Source organism: Rhizobium sp. AC44/96 (assembly GCF_001692185.1).
GTDB lineage: Bacteria > Pseudomonadota > Alphaproteobacteria > Rhizobiales > Rhizobiaceae > Rhizobium.
In genome coordinates this window covers 157,184-177,617 of sequence record NZ_LXKO01000025.1, presented here as the reverse complement: position 1 = coordinate 177,617, position 20,434 = coordinate 157,184, and the positions used below count along the sequence as shown (strand labels likewise).

19 protein-coding genes are annotated in these 20,434 nt (G+C 62.2%); 8 read left to right on the top strand and 11 right to left on the bottom strand.

Going from position 1 to position 20,434, the window contains the following annotated elements:
* Positions 1 to 466 precede the first annotated feature (466 nt).
* The 3 genes from A6U87_RS18390 to A6U87_RS18380 form a co-directional block, all read right to left on the bottom strand.
* Positions 467 to 1,837 carry an FAD-containing oxidoreductase gene (locus A6U87_RS18390; RefSeq protein WP_065692733.1) on the bottom strand — a complete coding sequence of 457 codons (1,371 nt, stop codon included), beginning with the start codon at positions 1,835 to 1,837 and terminating at the stop codon, positions 467 to 469.
* Positions 1,837 to 2,295 carry a DUF4126 domain-containing protein gene (locus A6U87_RS18385; RefSeq protein WP_065692732.1) on the bottom strand — a complete coding sequence of 153 codons (459 nt, stop codon included), beginning with the start codon at positions 2,293 to 2,295 and terminating at the stop codon, positions 1,837 to 1,839. Before A6U87_RS18385 ends, A6U87_RS18390 begins: the two co-directional genes overlap by 1 nt.
* A 94-nt stretch (positions 2,296 to 2,389) precedes the next feature.
* Positions 2,390 to 3,577 carry an acyl-CoA dehydrogenase gene (locus tag A6U87_RS18380; protein WP_065692731.1) on the bottom strand — a complete coding sequence of 396 codons (1,188 nt, stop codon included), beginning with the start codon at positions 3,575 to 3,577 and terminating at the stop codon, positions 2,390 to 2,392.
* Between the two features lie 224 nt (positions 3,578 to 3,801).
* On the opposite strand from A6U87_RS18380, the gene mmsB reads away from it, so the two are divergent.
* The gene (gene mmsB / locus A6U87_RS18375) at positions 3,802 to 4,677 is read left to right on the top strand and encodes a 3-hydroxyisobutyrate dehydrogenase (RefSeq protein ID WP_065692730.1); all 876 of its coding nucleotides are present in this window, start codon (positions 3,802 to 3,804) and stop codon (positions 4,675 to 4,677) included.
* A gap of 8 nt (positions 4,678 to 4,685) precedes the next feature.
* Here the strand turns inward: mmsB and guaD are convergent, their stop codons facing one another.
* The 8 genes from guaD to A6U87_RS18335 form a co-directional block, all read right to left on the bottom strand.
* Entirely contained in the window at positions 4,686 to 6,053 is a 1,368-nt protein-coding gene (gene guaD, locus A6U87_RS18370; protein WP_065692979.1) for a guanine deaminase, read from the bottom strand.
* A 16-nt stretch (positions 6,054 to 6,069) separates the two neighbouring features.
* Positions 6,070 to 7,401 carry an amidohydrolase gene (locus A6U87_RS18365; protein WP_065692729.1) on the bottom strand — a complete coding sequence of 444 codons (1,332 nt, stop codon included), beginning with the start codon at positions 7,399 to 7,401 and terminating at the stop codon, positions 6,070 to 6,072.
* Between the two features lie 4 nt (positions 7,402 to 7,405).
* Positions 7,406 to 8,263 (bottom strand): aromatic ring-hydroxylating dioxygenase subunit alpha, encoded by an 858-nt coding sequence (locus A6U87_RS18360; RefSeq protein WP_065692728.1) that lies wholly within the window; start codon positions 8,261 to 8,263, stop codon positions 7,406 to 7,408.
* Between the two features lie 13 nt (positions 8,264 to 8,276).
* Positions 8,277 to 9,677 (bottom strand): 8-oxoguanine deaminase, encoded by a 1,401-nt coding sequence (locus tag A6U87_RS18355; protein WP_065692727.1) that lies wholly within the window; start codon positions 9,675 to 9,677, stop codon positions 8,277 to 8,279.
* A 15-nt stretch (positions 9,678 to 9,692) separates the two neighbouring features.
* Positions 9,693 to 10,628 (bottom strand): ABC transporter permease, encoded by a 936-nt coding sequence (locus A6U87_RS18350; RefSeq protein ID WP_065692726.1) that lies wholly within the window; start codon positions 10,626 to 10,628, stop codon positions 9,693 to 9,695.
* A gap of 10 nt (positions 10,629 to 10,638) precedes the next feature.
* Positions 10,639 to 11,682, bottom strand: coding sequence for an ABC transporter permease (locus A6U87_RS18345; RefSeq protein WP_065692725.1), 1,044 nt, complete (start codon positions 11,680 to 11,682; stop codon positions 10,639 to 10,641).
* Position 11,683: 1 nt separating this feature from the next.
* The gene (locus A6U87_RS18340; RefSeq protein WP_065692724.1) at positions 11,684 to 13,258 is read right to left on the bottom strand and encodes an ABC transporter ATP-binding protein; all 1,575 of its coding nucleotides are present in this window, start codon (positions 13,256 to 13,258) and stop codon (positions 11,684 to 11,686) included.
* Positions 13,259 to 13,332: 74 nt separating this feature from the next.
* Positions 13,333 to 14,454, bottom strand: a complete 1,122-nt coding sequence (locus tag A6U87_RS18335; RefSeq protein WP_065692723.1) for a BMP family ABC transporter substrate-binding protein — start codon at positions 14,452 to 14,454, stop codon at positions 13,333 to 13,335.
* A 440-nt stretch (positions 14,455 to 14,894) separates the two neighbouring features.
* Between A6U87_RS18335 and A6U87_RS18330 the strand changes: the two genes are divergently transcribed.
* The 7 genes from A6U87_RS18330 (at position 14,895) to A6U87_RS18300 (ending at position 20,404) form a co-directional block, all read left to right on the top strand.
* Entirely contained in the window at positions 14,895 to 15,140 is a 246-nt protein-coding gene (locus A6U87_RS18330) for a hypothetical protein (RefSeq protein WP_244499529.1), read from the top strand.
* Positions 15,141 to 15,153: 13 nt separating this feature from the next.
* Positions 15,154 to 15,822: a Rieske (2Fe-2S) protein gene (locus tag A6U87_RS18325; RefSeq protein WP_065692722.1), complete on the top strand. Its 669-nt coding sequence runs from the start codon at positions 15,154 to 15,156 to the stop codon at positions 15,820 to 15,822.
* Positions 15,822 to 16,454, top strand: a complete 633-nt coding sequence (locus A6U87_RS18320; RefSeq protein WP_065692721.1) for a glutathione S-transferase family protein — start codon at positions 15,822 to 15,824, stop codon at positions 16,452 to 16,454. The genes A6U87_RS18325 and A6U87_RS18320 overlap by 1 nt, the downstream gene beginning before the upstream one ends.
* A 19-nt stretch (positions 16,455 to 16,473) precedes the next feature.
* On the top strand, positions 16,474 to 18,276 hold the full coding sequence (locus A6U87_RS18315; RefSeq protein WP_065692720.1) for an adenine deaminase: 1,803 nt from the start codon (positions 16,474 to 16,476) through the stop codon (positions 18,274 to 18,276).
* Positions 18,276 to 19,205, top strand: a complete 930-nt coding sequence (locus tag A6U87_RS18310) for a LysR family transcriptional regulator (protein ID WP_065692719.1) — start codon at positions 18,276 to 18,278, stop codon at positions 19,203 to 19,205. The genes A6U87_RS18315 and A6U87_RS18310 overlap by 1 nt, the downstream gene beginning before the upstream one ends.
* A 93-nt stretch (positions 19,206 to 19,298) precedes the next feature.
* Positions 19,299 to 19,799, top strand: coding sequence for a thiamine pyrophosphate-binding protein (locus A6U87_RS18305; RefSeq protein WP_065692718.1), 501 nt, complete (start codon positions 19,299 to 19,301; stop codon positions 19,797 to 19,799).
* The gene (locus tag A6U87_RS18300) at positions 19,796 to 20,404 is read left to right on the top strand and encodes a thiamine pyrophosphate-dependent enzyme (RefSeq protein ID WP_065692717.1); all 609 of its coding nucleotides are present in this window, start codon (positions 19,796 to 19,798) and stop codon (positions 20,402 to 20,404) included. Before A6U87_RS18305 ends, A6U87_RS18300 begins: the two co-directional genes overlap by 4 nt.
* Positions 20,405 to 20,434 lie beyond the last annotated feature (30 nt).

Sequence of the window (20,434 nt, the reverse complement as noted above, 5' to 3'; positions counted from 1 at the left end):
CGGGAGTAACAATTCAATTAAGTCAATCAGTTGAGTGACAATTCTCCTCTTCTGCGTCCTCGCGGCCGCACGTCGTGCGATTGTTGCTCTGTCCTGTTGTCGGATACCCCGCAAGGCGTTGCGGCGAAACGGGACCGGCGCCGGTCGAGGAAGGAAGACGCAAGCTTCTTCGTCAGGGGTACGCAGAATATGGCTCCCCTCCGGCGACGGCGCGTTGCGGCAACGCAGCCCGAGTTTCGCTTCGGACGTGCCTGTGTGGCACACAAGGTTCCAAGGGCAAGCGACACTTTCCCGAAGAAATGCAGAGGAGCCGGAGTTGCGCGCAAAAACCGCCGAACGGGGCGCTGGAAAGCGCCATTCTTGTTTACTCCAACGCGGCAATTTCCAACGCCTCGTCCGAGTGAATGCCATGCTCAAGCCACGGGCTCCTTGAGGCCGCGTCACGGCGTGCTCGGCGAGCTGCCGGTCACTGCACGATCTTCATGTCTCCCAGCAAGGTTGGAATGATTTCCGAGACTGTCGGATGGATCGGGACCGCCCATTTGAGGACCGGGTAGGGCGCCTTTGCGTTCATCGCGTCGATAAACCCGTGGATCGCCTCGTCACCCTCGATGCCGAGAATAGCAGCGCCGAGAATCTGCTGGCTGTCGGCGTCCGCGATCACCTTCATGAAGCCCTTGGTCTCGCCGCGTTCATTGGCTCGGCCGACGCGGCTCATTGGCCGGGTGGAGATCATGATCCTGCGACCAGAAGCGCGCGCCTGCTTTTCCGTCATCCCGACGCGGCCGAGCGGCGGATCGATGTAGAGCGCATAGGCCAGGATCCGGTCGCTGAGCTTCCTGCTCTCGCCGTCCAGCAGGTTGGCCGCGGCGATCTCGAAGTCGTTATAGGACGTATGCGTGAAGGCGCCGTGGCCGTTGCAATCACCGAGAGCCCAAATGCCGTCGACATTGGTGGCAAGCGTGTCATCAATGGTGATGTAGCCGCGCTTGTCGGTCGCGACCCCGGCTCGATCCAGGCCGAGGTCGTCGGTGTTCGGCGTGCGCCCGGTGGCGATCAGCACATGGCTTACTTCAATGTCAGGAACACCGGCGCCGACCTTGACGGAAATTCCGTCACTTCCTCGCGCAAAGGCAATACCATCGGCATTCGTGTGGACGCCAATTCCCTCGTCACGCAGAATGTCGGCTATCGCGTCGGAGACATCCTCATCCTCGCGCGGCGCAAGCTTCGGTCCGCGCTCGATAACAGTCACCTCGGCCCCGAAGCGGCGATACATCTGCGCGAACTCGAGGCCGATATAGCTGCCGCCAATCACCGCCAGATGCCTGGGCAACACGTCGAGATGGATGATCGAGGTGCTGGTCAGATAGCTGATATCGGAAAGCCCCGGCATGTCGGGGATGGTCGGCCGAGCGCCGACATTGAGGAAGATGCGCGGCGCCGTCAGCCTTTCGCCATTGACGGCAACGGTCCTCGCATCCTCGAAACGAGCTTGGCCATATATGACGGTCATGCCCTCCATGGCGTCGAACCAGCTGATCAGCCCGTTGCGGGCGTTCATCGTGACCGTCTCCGCCCGCTTGCGCACGACGCTCATATCGATGCCGATTTCGCCGGGGACCGTCACGCCGTAGTCGGCGGCCCGCCGGGCGACATGGGCGGCCCGGGCGCTCGCCACCAGCGTCTTTGTCGGCATGCAGCCGGCATTGACGCAGGTCCCGCCGAGAAACTTGCGCTCGATCAGGGCCACCTTCATGCCCTTTTCGACCATGCGCGCGGCAAGGAACGGTCCGGATTGCCCGGCACCGATGACGATGGCGTCGAAACCAGGCATCAGACGGCTCCTACGATCAAAAGAGCGCCGACAACGGCAATGATATCCTCGGTGATCGCCGCGGGCGCGTCCTTGCCGAAGGCGGCAGCCAGCCTGCCGCGCGCCGCCGCCCCGCCAAGCGTACCGACGATGGCACCTATGACGCCGGCAATCAGGCCGCCAACCAGCAAGCCGCCGGATGCGCCGATCGTGGCGCCGGTGAGCGCCCCCATGACGATCCGGGCGCTGAATTGTACCGGCACCTTGCGCGATGGCGTCGACGGCAGCTGGTCGGTGATCAGTTCGACGATCGCGAGCAAGGTGAAGACCCACGGGGTCCACTTGAAGCCCATGAAGGCCAGCGACGTCTGCGAGACGTCGAACCACCCCAGTGCGGCGCCCCAGGCAACAGCGGCGGGAGCGGTCATGGCTCTAAGGCCGGCGACGATACCGATCAGAAATGCGAAGGCCAGAAGCATGTGCAATTTCCCCCTGCCACGCCACGATCGCACGTGGTCACGAGAAGCTTGCACATTGTCACTCAGGATTCAATTTCCCGGCGACGATTGCGCCCTAATTCGCGAAGGCGGCGATGCCGGTGATGGCGCGGCCGAGGATCAGCGCATGGATATCGTGGGTTCCCTCGTAGGTGTTGACCACCTCGAGATTGACGAGATGACGCGCCACGCCGAACTCATCGGAAATCCCGTTACCGCCGAGCATGTCGCGGGCAAGCCGCGCAATTTCCAGCGCCTTGCCGCAGCTGTTGCGCTTGACGATCGAGGTCAGCTCGACCGGCGGATGCCCATCCTCCTTCATGCGGCCGAGCCGCAGGCAACCCTGAAGCCCGAGCGTGATTTCGGTGGCCATGTCCGCAAGTTTCTTCTGGATCAGCTGGTTGGCGGCCAGTGGACGGTCGAATTGCTTGCGGTCCAGCGTGTACTGACGGGCCTTGGCATAGCAATCCTCGGCAGCACCAAGCGCACCCCAGGCAATGCCGAAGCGGGCGGAGTTCAGGCATGTGAACGGCCCCTTCAGCCCGGTGACGTCGGGCAGCAGGTTCTCTTCGGGAACGAAGACCCCATCCATCACCACTTCGCCGGTAATCGAGGCGCGCAGCCCCACCTTGCCGTGGATCGCGGGAGCCGTCAGACCCTTCCAGCCCTTCTCGAGAATGAAGCCGCGGATCACGCCGTCCTCGGTCTTCGCCCAGACGACGAAGACATCGGCGATCGGCGCGTTGGAGATCCAAGTCTTGGCACCGGTCAGGCTGTAGCCGCCATCGACCTTACGGGCACGCGTCACCATCGAACCCGGATCAGAGCCATGGTTTGGTTCGGTCAGTCCAAAGCAGCCGATCCACTCGCCGGTAGCGAGTTTCGGCAGGTATTTCTGCTTCTGGGCTTCCGAGCCAAAGGCATCGATCGGCACCATGACGAGGGAGGACTGAACGCTCATCATCGAACGGTAGCCGCTGTCGACACGCTCGACTTCGCGGGCGATCAGACCATAGGCGACATAGCCAAGGCCTGCCCCGCCATACTCAGGCGCGATCGTTGGCCCGAGCAAGCCGAGCTCGCCCATCTCGCGAAAGATCGTCGGGTCTGTCTTCTCATGTCGGAAGGCCTCGAGCACGCGGGGAGCAAGCTTCTCTTGTGCATAGCCATGCGCCGTGTCGAGCACCATGCGCTCTTCATCGGTCAGTTGCTCGACAAGTCGGAAGGGGTCGGCCCAATCGAACATCTCGCGGGTATGCTTCATATTTCATCCTCCTCCGCACTTGGTCGGGCAACGCCGACGTCCATTCGGCATAGCCCTGCGGAAAGGACGCGTCAACACGCGCCGGCGCCGCGGCCATGCTCGTGGATGGGGCGCGTTTTCTCGCGGCGCGTCACCTGCCCAACGCCCTGGTTCGCCCTAATTGTCAATCTGTACCGACCACATGAAAGCATTTGGGGCCGCCGACGACAGACAGGGAGAATGGCATGGCAAAGATCGCGTTCATCGGCCTCGGCAACATGGGCAGGCCCATGGCGGCAAACCTCGTCAAGGCAGGACATGAGGTGATGGGCTTCGATCTCGCGGCGCCCATGCTGCAGGCTGCCGAAGCCAGTGGCGTCCAGCCGGCAAGCCATATCAGCCAGGCCGTTGCCGACGCGCAGACCATCATCACCATGCTGCCGCAAGGCAAGCACGTGCTGAGCGCCTGGACGGATATCCTGCGCGCCATCCCGAAGGGAACGCTGGTGATCGACTGCTCGACGATCGACGTCGACAGTGCTCGCAAGGCGCATGAGATGGCGGCGGCTGTCGGCTGTCTCTCGCTCGATGCACCGGTTTCCGGCGGCACCAGCGGCGCGGCCGCCGGCACGCTGACCTTCATGGCCGGCGGGCCACAGGAAAGCTTTGCCAAGGCAAAACCGATCCTTGAGGCGATGGGCAAGAAGATCGTTCATTGCGGAGAAGCCGGCGCCGGGCAAGCGGCCAAGATCTGCAACAACATGATCCTTGGCATCTCGATGATCGGCGTCTGTGAAGCCTTTGCGCTCGGCGAGAAGCTCGGCCTTTCGAGCCAGGCGCTTTTCGATGTCGCCTCGACCTCTTCGGGCCAATGCTGGTCGATCAGCACCTATTGCCCTGTCCCCGGCCCGGTGCCGACATCGCCCGCCAACAACGATTACAAACCGGGCTTTGCCGCCGCGCTGATGTTGAAGGACCTGCGCCTGTCGCAGGAAGCGGCCCTGTCGACGGGAGCCTCGACGCCACTCGGCGCCGAGGCGGCCCAGCTCTATGCGCTTTTCGCAAAGCAAGGGAACGCCGACCGCGACTTTTCAGCCATCATCGAGATGCTGCGCGGCTGACGATCCGCTCAGGGCAGCCTGACATGTAGCCCGCCGACCCAGGTAGACGCGATATTCGGCTTGGAGGCGGTGTAGATGATCTTCTGCAAGATCTGTTCGCCGGCATCCAGTTCGTCAAACAGCCGCACCGATCCCTTTTCCGCCTTCGTGTCGATGACGATCGCGTCGAAGAGATAGCCGGGCTTGAACTGGCCCACAGGCAGGTCGAGCGCAATGCCGCCGCCGGCGGTGGCGATATGGAAGGCATCGCGAAAATCGATCTGCGCGGGACCGAAGGTCGAACGCGTCGTCGCGTCGAGACGCGGATCGACACCTGTTTCCAATGCTCGCGACATCAAGATGGCGCCACGGCAATTCTCGAGCATAGACGCACTCGGGCCGCCCGAAATATCGGTTCCGAGACCCACATGCACGCCCTTGTCGAGCGCAGCGCGCAGCGGAAAGACGGCGTTGGCGAAATAGACGTTCGACAGCGGGCAATGCGCAACCGCCGCTTCGCGCATGCGGACCCGCTCCATGTCTTCGGCGGTCAGGAAGTTCGCGTGGGCAAGCACGCTGCGACGGCCGAGCAGGCCGAAGCGATCGAGCGTTTCGGCATCCGTTACGCCATAGCGGGACAGGACGTAGCCATGCGCCCAGTCGCTTTCCGAGCAATGCGTCTGCACGTGGCAACCGCATTCCTTCACCAGTTCCCCCAGCCCCTCGAGCGTGGCATCGGTGCAGGATGGAATGAACCGCGGTGTCACCACAGGCAGCACGCGCCCCTCGCCATTATCAGCATGCCCGCGAACATAGTCGATCAGTTGACGCGTCCCCTCGACGGCAGCCTGCGGAGAGGCGTCGCGATAGTATTCCGGGCATTCATCGGCATTATCCATCGCCACCTTGCCGATCAGCGCACGCTGGCCTTTCTCAAGGCAGACATCCACGAGGGCACGGGTCGCTTCCTGATGAATGGTCGCGAAATAAAGCGCTGTCGTGGTGCCATTCGCCAGAAGGTCGTCGACAAGAAGTCCATAGCTTCGCTTAGCGAAGGCCATGTCCTGGTACTTTGCTTCCAGCGGAAAGGTGTACTGCTGCAGCCAGACTTCCAGCGGCACGTCGAGCGCGCTTCCCAGCTGCGGGTATTGCGGCGCATGGACGTGGAGATCGACAAAGCCTGGAAGGAGATAAGAGCCGGATGGAAGGATAACCAGCTCGCCAGTCTCCTCGCGCGCATCGCGAATGCTGCGGTAGTTCGGCTCGCCCGGCCGGTGGATGGCCTTGATCGCGCCATCGGCGCCGATATCGATGAGAACGTCTTCCAATATGTCGATATGTCCGCGTTCCGGGGCGTGAAAGCCGGAGGCGCAGAGCGTCTTGTTACGCAAATCCACAGCAATGTCCTTAAATTCAGTCCAGGCTTCGATGTCTGAGCGCGAGCGCGCCCTCACGAAATCTATGTCGGATTTCCGCCTCGTCTATACCAGGAAGCACATGGTCTTCCATCACAATCCGGCCGTCGCATATGGTCGTCACCACATCGTCGGCGCGGGCCGAGTAGACAAGCGCGGCCGCCTCGTCATAGACGGGCAGACAATGCGGCCGATCAAGATCAACAATGATCACATCAGCCTTCATGCCCGGCGCCAGCCTGCCTGTTTCCGGGCGGTTCATCGCCGCGGCGGCTCCTGTTGTCGCCATTTCCAGGAGTTCGTTTGTCTTCAGGAACTCCACGTCGCCGGTCTTGTCTTTGTGAATCATGCCGGCAAATTTCATCTCCTGGAACATGTCCAAGGAGTTGTGGCTGGCCGGGCCATCCGTCGCCAGGCCCGCCGTCACCCCGGCCTCGCGCACAGCGCGCAAACGCAGCGTACCCGAGTTGAGCTTGGCATTGCAGCACGGGCAATGGGCGATCTTCGTACCCGTTTGCGCCATGATGCGAATATCGTCGTCGGTGAGTTGGGTGCAATGAGCAGCGGTCACGTCAGGCCCAAGGAAACCCAGCGAATGCACCCATTGCATGGGCGTCGTGCCATAGGTCTCCTTCACATACGCCACCTCCTGCGGCCCCTCGGCCAGATGGGTATGGATCACCACTTTCTGGGCGTCAGCGACCTCGCGGACAAGCTTGAACATCTCCGCGCCGCATGAGTACGGCGAATGCGGCGAGAGAGCGACGTGGATGCGATCGTTGCCGCTCCTGTGATGCCGGGCGACCGTATCGCCAAAGCCGTGGAGCGCCTTCCACGACCAGTCGGTGATCGGCGCGTAAAGACCGCGATCGGCAAAGCCGTAGCCGAGCGTGGCCCGCAACGGCAGCTTGCCGAGCGCGGCAATCTGAGGTGCCACCCGATAGGCGTCGAAATGCTCGTTGAAGGTCGTGATGCCGGCCCTGGCCATCTCGACGAGACCCATGAGGCTCGCCCAGTAAAGCGTCTCTTCATCGAAATTGCGCTTGAGCTGCCACATCGTCTGCAGCCACTCGAAGAGCTGGACGTCCTCCAGCAGGCCACGCAGCAGCATGTTGGAGGCAATGTGCGTGTGGCAATTGACGAAGCCCGGCATGACGACGCGTCCCCTTGCGTCGATCACTTTCCTTGCGCCGTCCGTTGGCACCGAGGCAGCTGGCCCCATCGCCGTGATGCTGTCGCCCGTAATCGTCAGGCTGCCGTTGGTAATCTTCTCCGCGCCGCCCATCGGCAGGATGGTGGCGTTGATAATGGCGATATCGGGATGGGGCATGCTGTCAGGCTGCCATCGCGGTGGTGCCGTAGGTGATGCCCTTCTCCTTCAGCCAGCGGCGATAGGCGATCGAGCTTGCGTCGGCGCGCGTCGGGATCTCCGCCCGGGCTTCCATCGGCAACAGCGACGGACGCTGGTTTTCGAGGATGATGCGGTCCTGCAGGAAGATCAGCTGCTGGAAATGCACGAGCTCGGTCGTGGTCGAGACGTCATCGATCAGGAACATGACCGGATGGGCGATGCAACGGTCAGGGTCAAGCGGCTGCACGAACAGGCAAATCACATCCCAGCGATTGGCTGAGTTCGGGCAGGTCTTGTAGAGCAGCGTGGTGAACGGCGTCATGACCCGGTAGATGTAGTCGGTCATGATCCCGTCGGTTGCCGAAAGGGCTGCCTGCGGCTGAAAGAACTGGCAGTTGGTTGCCCAGACCTCGTCGACGTCGCGACGGATCTCGGCATTGTAGTGCATGACCTCCGTATGCGGCTCAGCCCCCAGAATGTCCGTATGAACGAACGGGAAATGCGCCATGTCGAGGAAGTTCTCGATGATCCGAAGTCCTGACGCGCGCACCATGACCGCACCGCAATTGACCACCCGGCGGTCGTCTTCATCGGCCTCCGGCAGCGCGAACAGGCCGCCCTTGGGTTCGCCAAGCGTTGCCCAGACAAGGCCGAAGCGCTTGATGATTGGAAGAGGCTCAGCACGGCCTTCCGCCGTCACGGTCACCGTTCCGTCCGGCGATCTCTCCAGGGAGAGATCGGTGCCGAGCAGGCGCGTGGTGGAGTGACCGTATGCAATTTCCGTCTCGGTGCCGAGCGGATACCACTGGTCGAGGGCAGCCTTGTCCGAACATTGGCTCATGGGACGCTCACTTTCATTGGTCATAGATACGGTCCATCACAGTTTGGTGGCTCGCCAGCAATCCGTCCACATCCAAATGACGAAACTGGCCGTCGGCGATGATTTCGCGGCCGTTGATGAAGGAATAGTCGACCTTGAACGGGCCGCACATGACGAGCGCCGCCAGGGGATCGCGCTGGGTGCCGGAAAGGCCGAGCTGGTTCAGCTTCACGGCGATGAAATCGGCGCTCATCCCGGGCGCGAGATAGCCGATATCGTCGCGGCCGAGGACTTTGGCGCCGCCGCGCGTTGCCATCGTCAGCGCCTCGCGGGCCGACAATGCCTTCGGCGTGCCGCCAAAGCCGCCGCGTCCGCCTGGCGTCTCAGAGAGATACTTGTTGGGCGCGACACGCTGCAGCATCATGGCAAGGCGGGCTTCCATGAACATGTTCGAGGTATCGTTGGAAGCAGAGCCGTCAACGCCGAGGCCGACATTGACGCCGAGATCGAGCATTTCCCGGATCTTGGCGATGCCTTGTCCACAGCGCATGTTGGCGGAGGGGCAATGGGCGACACCGGTTCCGGAATCCGCAAACAGCCTGATCTCGTCCGATGTCATGAAGATCGAGTGCGCGAACCAGACATCCGGCCCGAGCCAGCCAACGGATTCCGCAAAGCCCACCGAGCGCATGCCATAGACGTCATGGCAATAGTCTTCCTCGAAAAGGTCCTCTGCCAGATGCGAATGCAGATGGACGCCCTTGTGGCTGCGGGCAAGCGCTGCTGCATCCTTCATCAGGCCTGGCGTCACCGAAAATGGCGAGCAGGGCGCCAGGATGATACGGCTCATCGAATGGCGCGTGTTGTCGTGGTAGGTGTGGATCAGCCGCTCCGCGTCCTTGAGGATATCCTCTTCCTTCTCGACGCAATTATCCGGCGGCAGGCCGCCCTGGCTCTGGCCGCGCGACATGGCGCCGCGCGCGGCGTGGAAGCGCAGGCCGAGGTCGCTCGCCGCGTCGATCGTCGCATCCAGCGTGCAGTTGTTCGGCAGGATATAGAGATGATCGGAGCTCGTCGTGCAGCCGGATGCGATCAATTCGGCCATGGCCACGCGGGCCGATACGCCGATCGCATGATCATCAAGCGCCGACCAGATCGCGTAGAGCGTCTTCAGCCAGACCAGAAGTTCGTCGTCCTGAACCATGACCCGGGTGAGGTTCTGGTACATGTGGTGGTGAATGTTGACCATGCCCGGCATCACGATATGCCCGGATAGATCCAGCACGCGATCGGCCGCGGCACCCTCGAGTTCTGCCATGGTGCCGACAGCCTCGATGACGTTGTCGCGCACCAGCAGCGCGCCGTCCTTTATCTCGCGCGCCTCGTCATCGAAGGTTGCGAGGTAGGCGATGTTTTTAATGAGCATCGTGGTCATGGCATTCCCGGTATTTTAGCGGACATCGCGATAGTAGGGCACGCCGATTGCAGCGGGAGCCGCCATTATCCGACGCATGCGCTGCCAGGCAAGGACCGGCACGATGATGAAGGCCATGGTGCCGAGGTATGGCAGCATGGAAAGGAAGGCCGGCGCAACCGGCCAACCGCGCGCCTGACCGACGAAGCCGAGTGCGGTGATGAAGCCGAATAGCAGGCCCGATAGTACGGCCGGGATCGGCCGATATCCGGCGAAGATCACGAGTGCGACGGCAATCCAGCCACGACCCGCGACGACGCCATCCGACCAGGACGGTACGAAGGTGAGCGTCAGGTAGGCACCGGCGCCTGCTGCCAGCGCGGAGCCGGCAGTCACATAAGCGAAGCGGATGAGATTGACCGGGATGCCCGCGGCATCCGCCGCAGCCGGGTTTTCGCCCACCGCACGCAGGTTGAGACCGTGACGGGTGCGGAACATGAGGTAGCTCAAACCGACCGGCAGGATGATGAAGATCAGATAGAGCAGGATGTTCTGCGAGAAGAAGGCCGGGCCGATGACCGGGATCTTGCTCAGGAGCGGCACCTCGATCGGCGCAAAGGTTGCGCGAGCCGGCATGCCGGAATAGGCACGCCCGATGGTGGAGGCGATGCCGCTGCCCATCAGCGTGAGTGCCAGGCCGCAGAGCACCTGATTGGCGCGCAGGATGACGGTTGCAAAGGCAAACAGCGCGCCGAACAGGGCGCCGACCGCGAGAGCGGCAACGAAGCCGATCGTGGGCGAGGGGATCGCGGCAACCGTTGCGATTGCCGTCAGTGCGCCCATCGCCATCAGGCCTTCGACGCCCAGATTGACGACGCCGACGCGTTCGGCAAGAACCTCGCCGAGCGCCGCGAGCGCCAGGACACCGCCTGCCAAGAAGGCCGTGGTGAAGAGGCCGGTCAAAAGATCCATGTCGCTCTCCTCAAGCCTTGTCGCGCGCAATGCGGTAATGAGCGAGTTCGTCGCCAATTGCCGTCAGAAACAGAATGAGGCCGGTGATCGCCAGAACCGTCGAGGTGGTCAGGCCCTGCGTCTGCAGGATGATGCCGGAGTTCAGGATGAAGGCCATCAGTGCAGCCGAGAAGATGACGCCGACAGCGGAGCTTCTGGCGAGAACAGCCACCATAATGCCGAGGTAGCCATAATTGTTGGAGATGCCGCCCTGCAGGCGGTGCACCGTGCCGGCGATCTCCAGCATGCCGGCAAGGCCGGCGATCGCGCCCGAAAGCAGCATGACGGTGATCAGGTGGCGGCGCACCGGCATGCCCGCGTATTTCGCAGCCGACGGATTGGAGCCGACAAGCCTCACTTCATAGCCCCAGCGGGAGAAGGCAAGCAGACCGGCGACAAGCAGGGCCACAAGAATTGCGATCGGCAGACCCCAATGGATCGAACCCCATAACTCCGGGATTTCGGCGGAAAGGCGCGGCGTCGCCGAATTCGCCATCTTGTCGCGCCAGGCGTTGGTGGAGACGAAATAGACGAGCAGGATTGCAACGAAGTTCAAAAGGAGCGTGGTGATCAGTTCGTTGACGTTGGCATAGGCGCGCGCAAGCGTCGGAACGAGGATCCAGACGGCGCCACCGATCAGGCCGGCGAGAAACATCAGCACGAGAATGAGGGCAGGCGGACCCGGCACAAAAAGGCCAACGGCCGCGGCCGCAAAGGCACCGGCATAGAACTGCCCTTCCGCGCCGATGTTCCAGGCACCGATCTGCTGCGCGACGGCAACCGACAGACCGGTCAGGATCAGCGGAATGACGAGAACGCCGAGGTCTTCCATGCCGAAGCTGGAACCGAAGCTGGCGTCGACAACCTCGGAAGCGAGTTCAACCGGATTGGCACCGGTCATCGCCAGAATGATGCCGGCAAAGACGAGCGCCAGAACGATGGCGGCGGCGCGCGCAGCCAGCGCGATGCCGGGCGAGGCGGATGGCAGGCGCTGCAAACGGAAGGAACCTGCCATGCTATGCGACCTCACGGACCTGGGTACGGCCACCCATCAGCAGGCCGATTTCGTCGATGTCGGTCTTGTCGTTGTCGACGATCCCCATGATCTTCCCTTCATAAAGCACGGCAATGCGGTCGGAGAGGTTGAGCAGCTCTTCGAGTTCCTCGGAAATCAGAATGATGCCGGCGCCGGCATCGCGTAGCTCGACGATGTAGCGCAGCATCGTGTTGATCGCGCCGACGTCGAGGCCACGGCTCGGATAGGCGGCGATCAGAACCTTGTCGGCAATGCGCATCTCGCGCCGGGCGACAAGGCGCTGCTGGTTGCCACCCGACAGATTGCGGATCGGCATCGCGAAATCGGGAATGGCCACCTCGGCCGCCGAGGCGATCTCCTTGGCAAGCGCCGTTGCCGCGCCCGGCTTGTAGCTTCCGCCTGATGAAACCGGCGGCTTCTTGTATTCGCGCATCACGGCATTGACCGTGATGCTGAGCGCCGGTGCAAGGCCGCTATGCAGACGGTCTTCGGGAATATGACCGATCCCGCTTTCGGCAAAGGCGGCGGCATTGCTCTTGTCGACCGGTTTGCCGGCAATCAGGATCCGGCCGGCGCTCACCGGGCGGATGCCGGTCAGGACTTGGCTGAGCTCGCGCTGACCGTTGCCGGCGACACCCGCGACGCCGACGATCTCGCCAGCCCGGACATCTAGCGAGATGCCATGCAGCGCTTCGTTGCCGCCGTCGCCAATCGCCGAGACGTTTTCGAGGGAAAGGACAGGCTGCGCCGACATTGGGGCCGCCCCCGGCGGGCGCTGGCGCATGTCGGCCAGCACGATGTCACGGCCAACCATGAGCTTGGCAAGCATGCGCGGGTTGCAGTCGGCCGTGTTTTCAGTGGCGATCTTGCGCCCGCCGCGCAGAATGCTGATGCGGTCGGAAATCTCCAGGACTTCGTCCAGCTTGTGGCTGATGAAGATGACGGCATTGCCGGCGGCCACGAACTCGCGCAACGCCTTGAACAGTTCGCGCGCTTCGGCCGGCGTCAAAACGGCTGTCGGCTCGTCGAGGATGAGAACTCGTGCCTGTCTGGCGAGAACGCGCAGGATCTCGACGCGCTGCTGTTCACCGGTCGACAGATCGCTGACGCGGGCGCCCGGATGGGTCTTGAGATTGAATTTCTCGGCCAGGGCGGCGGTGCGCTGCTCCAGCACCTGCGCGGAGGCGCGGCGCGGCGTTTGCGACCAGCCAAGATGGATGTTCTCGGCAACCGTGAAAGCCTGAACCAGCTTGAAATGCTGATGCACCATGCCGATGCCTGATGCGATTGCCTGCAGCGGCGTTGCAAATTCCTTGGCATAGCCGTCGATGATGATCTCGCCCGCGTCCGGCTGGTAGATGCCGGTCAGGATGTTCATCAGCGTCGATTTGCCGGCACCGTTTTCGCCGAGCAGGGCATGGATTTCGCCCGGCATGACGTCCAGATCGACATTCTCGTTGGCGATGACGCCTGGAAAGTACTTCGCGATGCCCTTCAGCTGGACGAGAGGCGGGGACCCCGCAGGGGGCGTGTAACGGGTCGCATTTTCAGTCATGGAATGGCACCGGAGCTTGAAGGCGGGGAGCCCGGCCGGCTGGAGCGGCCGGGCGCTTGGCTTGGGAGGCCAGATCAGGAGGTAAGGCCGGTCACACCCTCGACCGACCAATCCCAGTTATAGAGCTCGAGTTCGGTCATCGTCTGTCCGGCAGCGACACGCACCTTGCCGGTGGAATCCTTCAGCTCGCCGGTGAACGGCGACCAGCCGCCCATGATCTTTTCACGCACTGCATCGGCAGCGGCGGCGACGTCTGCCGGAACCTTCTCGCCCCACTTGTCGCGATCAACGCCGGCGCCCATCGCAAACAGCTGCTCGCTCGGCGCCCAGGTGCCGGCAAGACGCTTGCCGACCTGATCGACGTAGAACTTGGTGAAGTCGATCAGGATCGACGAGACGTAGGAGTTCGGGCCATAACGACGGATATCGGTGTTCCACATGGCCGCCCAGACGCCGCGCTTTTCTGCGACCTGCAGATAGCCGGCTTCGTCCATGATGCCGAAGAGGAAGTCGCAGCCATTGTCGATCAAGGCCGTACCGGCCTGCGTTGCCGCCTGCGGGTCGAACCAGGAGTTGATGACGATCGTCTGCACCGTTGCATTCGGGTTGACGGTGCGCGCGCCCATCAGGAAGGCGTTGGTCGAAGCGTAGACGGAAGCAACCGGGAAGGAGGCGACATAGCCGAGCTTGCCGGTCTTCGACAGATGGCCAGCGGCAACGCCGAGGACATAAGTCGGATACCAGTGGGCAAGGTAATACCAGCCGAGATTGTCCATCGTGATGTGGCCGTTGCACTCCATGAAGGCCACATCCGTCGCGCGCTTGACCACTTCATGCAGGAAGTCGCCGTTCGAGGACGTGTCGAAGATCATGTTCGCGCCTTCGGAGACGAACTGGCGATAGGTGCGCGTGGCGTCGGCAGAGTAGGGGATGTTTTCGACTTCGAGGATCTTCTTGAGCTTCGGATAGGCTTCCTTGACGGCCAGCAGGCCCTGATGGTGCGCCCATGTCCAACCTTCGTCGGAGATCGGCCCGACATGCCCGAAGCCGATGACGGCGTCTTCTTCCTTGATCGCAGGCAGCGGCGAGGCGGCGAGAGCCTGCCGGGCGAGGCCGGCCGGAAGCATCATTGCCGCTGCACCGGCAGCACTCATGTTCAGAAATCCGCGGCGGGAAAGCGTACGCAAGTCAATCATGTGATCCCCTTCTGGTTTTGACGCGGACGACCGCGCTTATGATCTGTGACCGTTCGGCCCTGTTGTCTTCCACGCAACAATTATGCCAGTTCCCGCACACCAACCGACTCGCCCTACGCAAAGCCTAAAGAGTGGCTTTCCGGGCTCGGCCGGACGCTGCTGGCATCTGGACGGCGACGTTGCGAAATATCCTCCGCTCAAGGCCTTTTCAGGCCGGAAACGTCGAGACGAGGCGAGACTGGCAAATCGCCAATGTTCCGAATAGAGCGAATTTTCTGATGATGCCGATGCGCAAAAGGCAACAAGGCGGAACGGAAAGTGGCTTGAATTTCGTTCCAGACAATGCGTAAAATGCCCAAAAGTAAAGCATGATTATTTTTTATGCATTACGCTCTAATTTTGAGCGCAGGAAGAGGCAGAGTGCAGACGATGGGCGAGCAATGTCCGGTATAATTCAAGGCGCACATTTTACCTTCCGGGGACAGATGGTGTGCGAGAGCTTCACCGAGTTCGCGCTTCACCGCGCCCGACGGCTGGATCTGGAGATCAGCATGGGCGCTTGCGACACCGCGTCGGCCACCCTGTCGGTCAGGGGACAGGAAGATCTGGTCGACGCGTTCGAAATGGCCTGCAGCCTCGGCCCCTACGATTGCATCATTCTCGATATCGAGCGCGCAACCGCGTGAACAGGAGTGGACTATGAAACTGAATGAGGGATGGGTGCCAGTCGGGCTGTCCTCGTCGATCGAAGCCGGAACATCGGCAGGCGCGACGATCGAGGGCAGCGAAATCGTCGTCTGGCGCGACAACAGCGGCAATGCACATGCCTGGGAGGATCGCTGTCCGCACCGCGGCATGCGCCTGAGCTTCGGGTTCGTCCGCGGCGATCACATCGCCTGCCTCTATCATGGCTGGCAGTACGATACGGCAGGACAGTGCCGCTACATCCCGGCCCACCCCACGCTCGACGTCCCGCAAACGATCAAGGTACCGATCTACCGGGTCGAGGAGAAGTACGGCATCATCTGGACGACGACGACAGACGATGCGGCAATCCCGGATGCCGATGCGACGGAGATCACGCCGGTTCGCAGCCTCTATGTCGATCGACCGATCGATGACGTCGTTGCTGCCTTCAAGACGGCCGGAATGACAGCCCTTGGCATCAATGCCGGCAAATTCGTCAATGGCGACGATGTCGTGTTTGTCGCATTTCAGGCAAGCACCGAAGCCAGGACTGCCGCGCACATCGTCCTTTTCGGCTCTGCCGCGGTTTATGGCGGCGCGAAACAGAAACACTACGCGCAATGGGCCGAGGGACTGCGGTTCGAGCTCGAGGCCTCGCAACGCGTGGCGGAGGTCGCCTGATGCCTGATATCACGCTCTACAACTACGAACTCGACGAACAGAGCTATCGTGCGCGTCTCGCGCTTTCGATGCTAGGCATCGAGTGGACAACAATTGCAGTCGACATGTTCCCGGGCGCGGAGCAGAAAAAGCCCGCGATGCTGGCGCTGAACCCGCTGGGCACGCTCCCCGTTGTTCGCGACGGCGACCTTGTGCTGCATGGCACCGCGGCGATCCTGTTATACCTCGCCAAGGCATATGATCCGGCTGGAAAATGGCTGCCTGAAGAACCTGCGTCCTTCGGCGCCGTGGCGAAGTGGCTCGGCTTCAGCGAGACGGCCATCGCGCCGGCTATCGAAGCCCGACTGCAAGCGCTGTTCGACACATCAGGCGATGCCGCCGCACTGCGGCAGGCCGCGCGCAAGGCGTTTCGCATCATGGACGACCACATGACCGCGCGTCACTTCGACGGCAAGGAATGGTTCGTTGGCGACGCACCCACGCTTGCGGATCTGGCGCTCTTTCCCTCCTTCGCGCTCAGCCGCGACTATGGTGTCGACCACGACGAATATCCGGCTCTTCGCCGCTGGATCCGCCGTTTCCGCACATTGAAGGGCTTCCACACGATGCCTGGTATTCCTGACTACCATTGATTTTCAGATCGGAGTTTTCATGAGCACTTTGACCCGTTTTTCCGTGAAGCCACTGTCGACACTGACACGCAACCTGGCCGACGTCGCCTTCGGGCGGTCCGATCCGGACTTGGTCATCCAGGGAGCTCGCGTCCTGTCGACCTATTCCGAGCGCATCCTTGGCGACAAGGAAATCTGGGTCTCGAATGGCCGTATCGCGGCGGTGAAGCCCTCGGGCACCTACCGCGGCGGGGCGGCCAAGCTTTACGACGCGCGAGGCGGCATCATCGCGCCGGGTCTGGTCGATCCGCATATCCACATCGAATCCAGCATGGTGACCGCCTGCGCCTACGCGGAAGCGGCACTTCTCAACGGCACAACCACGATCTTCTGCGACAGCCACGAGATTGGCAACGTCATGGATGTCGCCGGCGTCGAGGCGATGCTGGAAGATGCGCGCCATGCGCCCTTGTCGATCTTCCTCACGGTCCCGAGCACCGTGCCGGCAACATCCCCTCAGCTTGAGACTGCCGGTGGCGATCTGACGCCGGACAAGATCGCCGCCCTGTTCGACAGGTGGCCGGAAGCCGTGGCCCTGGGCGAGAAGATGGACTTTGTACAGGTGGCGATGGGCGACGAGCGCAGCCATGCGATCCTGGCCGCGGCGCTGCAGCGCGGACGCCCGGTCTCCGGCCATGTCTACGGCCGCGAGTTCGTGTCGGCCTACGCCGCAGCCGGCGTCACGGACACGCATGAAGCGATCGACCGCGACATTGCAGACGACCTGCTGGAAGCCGGCATCTGGCTGTTCCTGCGGGGTGGTCCGCCGACGACGCCGTGGCACAGCCTGCCGCACGCGATCAAGACGATCACCGAGCTTGGCTCTTCGCACAAGCGAATTGCGGTCTGCACCGACGACCGGGATGCCGACGACCTGCTGCTCTTTGGCCTTGACTGGGTGACGCGCGAAGCCGTCAAGGCGGGCATGACGCCGGAACAGGCCTGGGCCATGGGCTCACTGCACGGCGCAACGCGCTTCGGCATGGAAAACGAGATCGGCGGCCTTGGCGGCGGTCGGCGCGCCGATCTCGTCCTGCTCACCGACGACCTGAAGCCGGTGAACACCTGGTATGGCGGCGAACTGGTCGTTGAAGACCGCAAGGTCACGCCTATCCTCGAGGAGGCGCTCTCCAAGCCCTATCGCTATCCCGATGTTGCCTATCACACGGTCAAACTGCCCAAGAACCTGAAGCTCACCCCTGACCTGCCGACCGAAACGGTCATTGCCCACACGATCAAGACCGAACTGCCTGGCATCACGCTCGGCCATTCCAAGCTCACGCTTGAGCCGGCCAACGACTGGCAGACCCATTTCGATCGCCACGGCCTCTGCTTCGTCACCGTCGTCGAGCGCCACGGCAAATCCCCAGGCAACGTCGCTCACGGTCTGCTGCACAGTTTCGGGCTCAAGAGGGGCGCGGTGGCCTCGTCTGTCGGACACGACAGCCACAACATCATCGTGGCGGGCACCAACGAGGCAGATATGCAGGTCGCCCTGCAGGCGATCGAGGAAAAGCAGGGCGGCGTCTGCGTCGTCATGGACGGCAAGGTCACCGCCATGGTGCCATTGCCGATCGCAGGACTTCTCTCCGACAAACGCGTTCACGAAGTCGCCGAGGAGGTCAAAGCGCTCAAGATCGAATGGGAAAAGGCGGAGTGCACGATCGCCTACATGGGATTCAACCTGATCCCCCTGTCGGTCATCCCCGAGATCCGCATCACTGACAAGGGTCTCGTGCTGGTGCCTGAAATGGCGATCCAACCACTGTTCGAGACGATCTGATGGATCCATACCGCCTGGGCCTTGTTGCCACCCGCATCCACTATTTCCAGCTGGTTGCAAGGCTTGGCTCTATCCGCCAGGCAGCCCAGGCCCTCAACGTCGCGCCGTCCTCCGTCAGCCGCATCCTGCGGCAGTTGGAAGACGAGCTCGGTACATCCCTGTTTGAGCGCGTGCGCCAACGTCTCAAGCTGACGAGTGCCGGTGAACTCATGCTCTACCGCGCCCGTCTCAGTCTCTCCGAGCTGAACCGTGCCTGCAGCGAAATCACCGATCTGCATGGCTTGCATCGCGGCACGGTATCCGTCGCCGTGATCGAAAGCGTGTCGCGCGGCGTGATGCCGGATGCGCTTCAGGAATTCTGGCAGCGCCACCCAGGCATTACCGTCAATGTCCGCGTTATGGGCTCGCAGCAAGCCGTCAATGCCGTGGCGGAAGGCGAGTGCGATCTCGCCGTAGTGTTCGACATCAAGGTACCACGCAATGTTCGACGGATTGCAACAGTGTCGTTGCCGCTCGGCGTTCTCGCCTTGCCCAACAGCCGCTTTGCCGAAAAGAAGGAACTGCGACTGTTCGACCTCGCCGGTGAACGGGTCATTTTGTCGGACTCCAGCCTGACACTTGGCGCCTGGATCGAGGAGGCCTTCAGCCGCTCGCTGGTCGATCTCACGCAACGCAGCCGTACGAACTCGATCGGTCTGATGGTGGATCTGGCCAAGCGCGATCTCGGCACGGTGCTGCAGACACGCGTCGGCATCGAGCAGGAGATTGCCGACGGCACGCTGACGTTCATACCGTTGCGCGATCCCAAGCTCAGCCCCCGCAAGCTGATGCTGCTCTCCCGATCGGAAAAGGAGATGTCGGACGCCGCCTCAGCTCTCGGCAAGTTGCTTTCGCAGGCGATCGAGCGCTCGGGCGAACAGGCAGCATGAGTTGTTGCGTTTAACGCATCACTTCGATCAAAAAATACAGACTATTCGGAACATCTTCAGTCTGCGACCTTCCCCCGGAAATGAGGACGCACAATGAAAAAATCTGCAGTTGATGCCGTCATCCGGGGCCTGAAGAAGGCCGGCGTGAGCATCGTTTGTTACCTTCCCGATTCCCTGTTCAAGGAATTGTACCCGGCGCTCGACGCCGACCCGGATATTCGCACCATCCGCGTCACCAATGAGGGTGAGGGCGCAGCCATCTGCGGCGGCGTATTCCTGTCCGGAAAGCGCGCCGCGCTGATCATGGAAAACTCCGGGCTTCGCGCTTCTGTCGAACCGCTCGCGCGCATGGGTCTTGGCGCTGGCATCCCCGTCGTCATGCTGATGAGCTATCGCGGCGAGATGGGTGAGAACAACTGGTGGGCCATTCCTCACGGCATCACCATGGAGCCAGTGCTCAACGCGCTGCGCATTCCCTATCAGGTGGTGCGAGAGGAAGAACGCATCGAGCGCGCGATCGCTGACGCGTATGAATGGTCCTACGCCGCCTATTACCATTCGGCCGTGGCTCTGGGCGGGGAGATCGTTCGATGAAGCGCTTCGATTGCATGACGGTCCTTTCGGCCCGGCTCAAAGACGAACTGGTCATTCTCTCGCTCGGCGCCAGCGTCGACGAATGGTACAACGCCGCACCGCACATGCGCGAGGCAAGCCTGTTCCAGCAGCAGCTCGGCTGCGTCACGCCGCAGGCCTTTGGCCTGGCAGCCGGTCTACCGCATCGCCGCATCATCTCTCTCGATACCGATGGCGGCATGATGTTTAATCTCGGCATTCTGGCGACGCTCGGCAACGAGCAGCCGAAGAACCTCTTCGTCGTCGTATGGGACAACGAGTGTTACCAGTCGATCGGCGGCCCACCGACCCACACGGCCTTCGGCCGCGTCGACATCGCCGCCATCGCGCGCGGGGCAGGGGTCGAACAGGCCCATACCGCTCGAACGCTAGACGAATTCGAGGCGCATTGCGAAGCGGGTCTCAAGGCCGACGTTCCCTATGTCGTCGTCGCCAAGGTCGCTGGCACGGTCCAGCCGGATATCAAGCGCAAGCACAGCGACGGTCGCGAGGACAAGTACATCTTCGTGCGCCATGTCGAGGCGACCGAAGGCATCGTCATCATGGGCCCCAGCGAACACAACTGAGACCCAGCGAAGATAAGGAATGCCGCATCC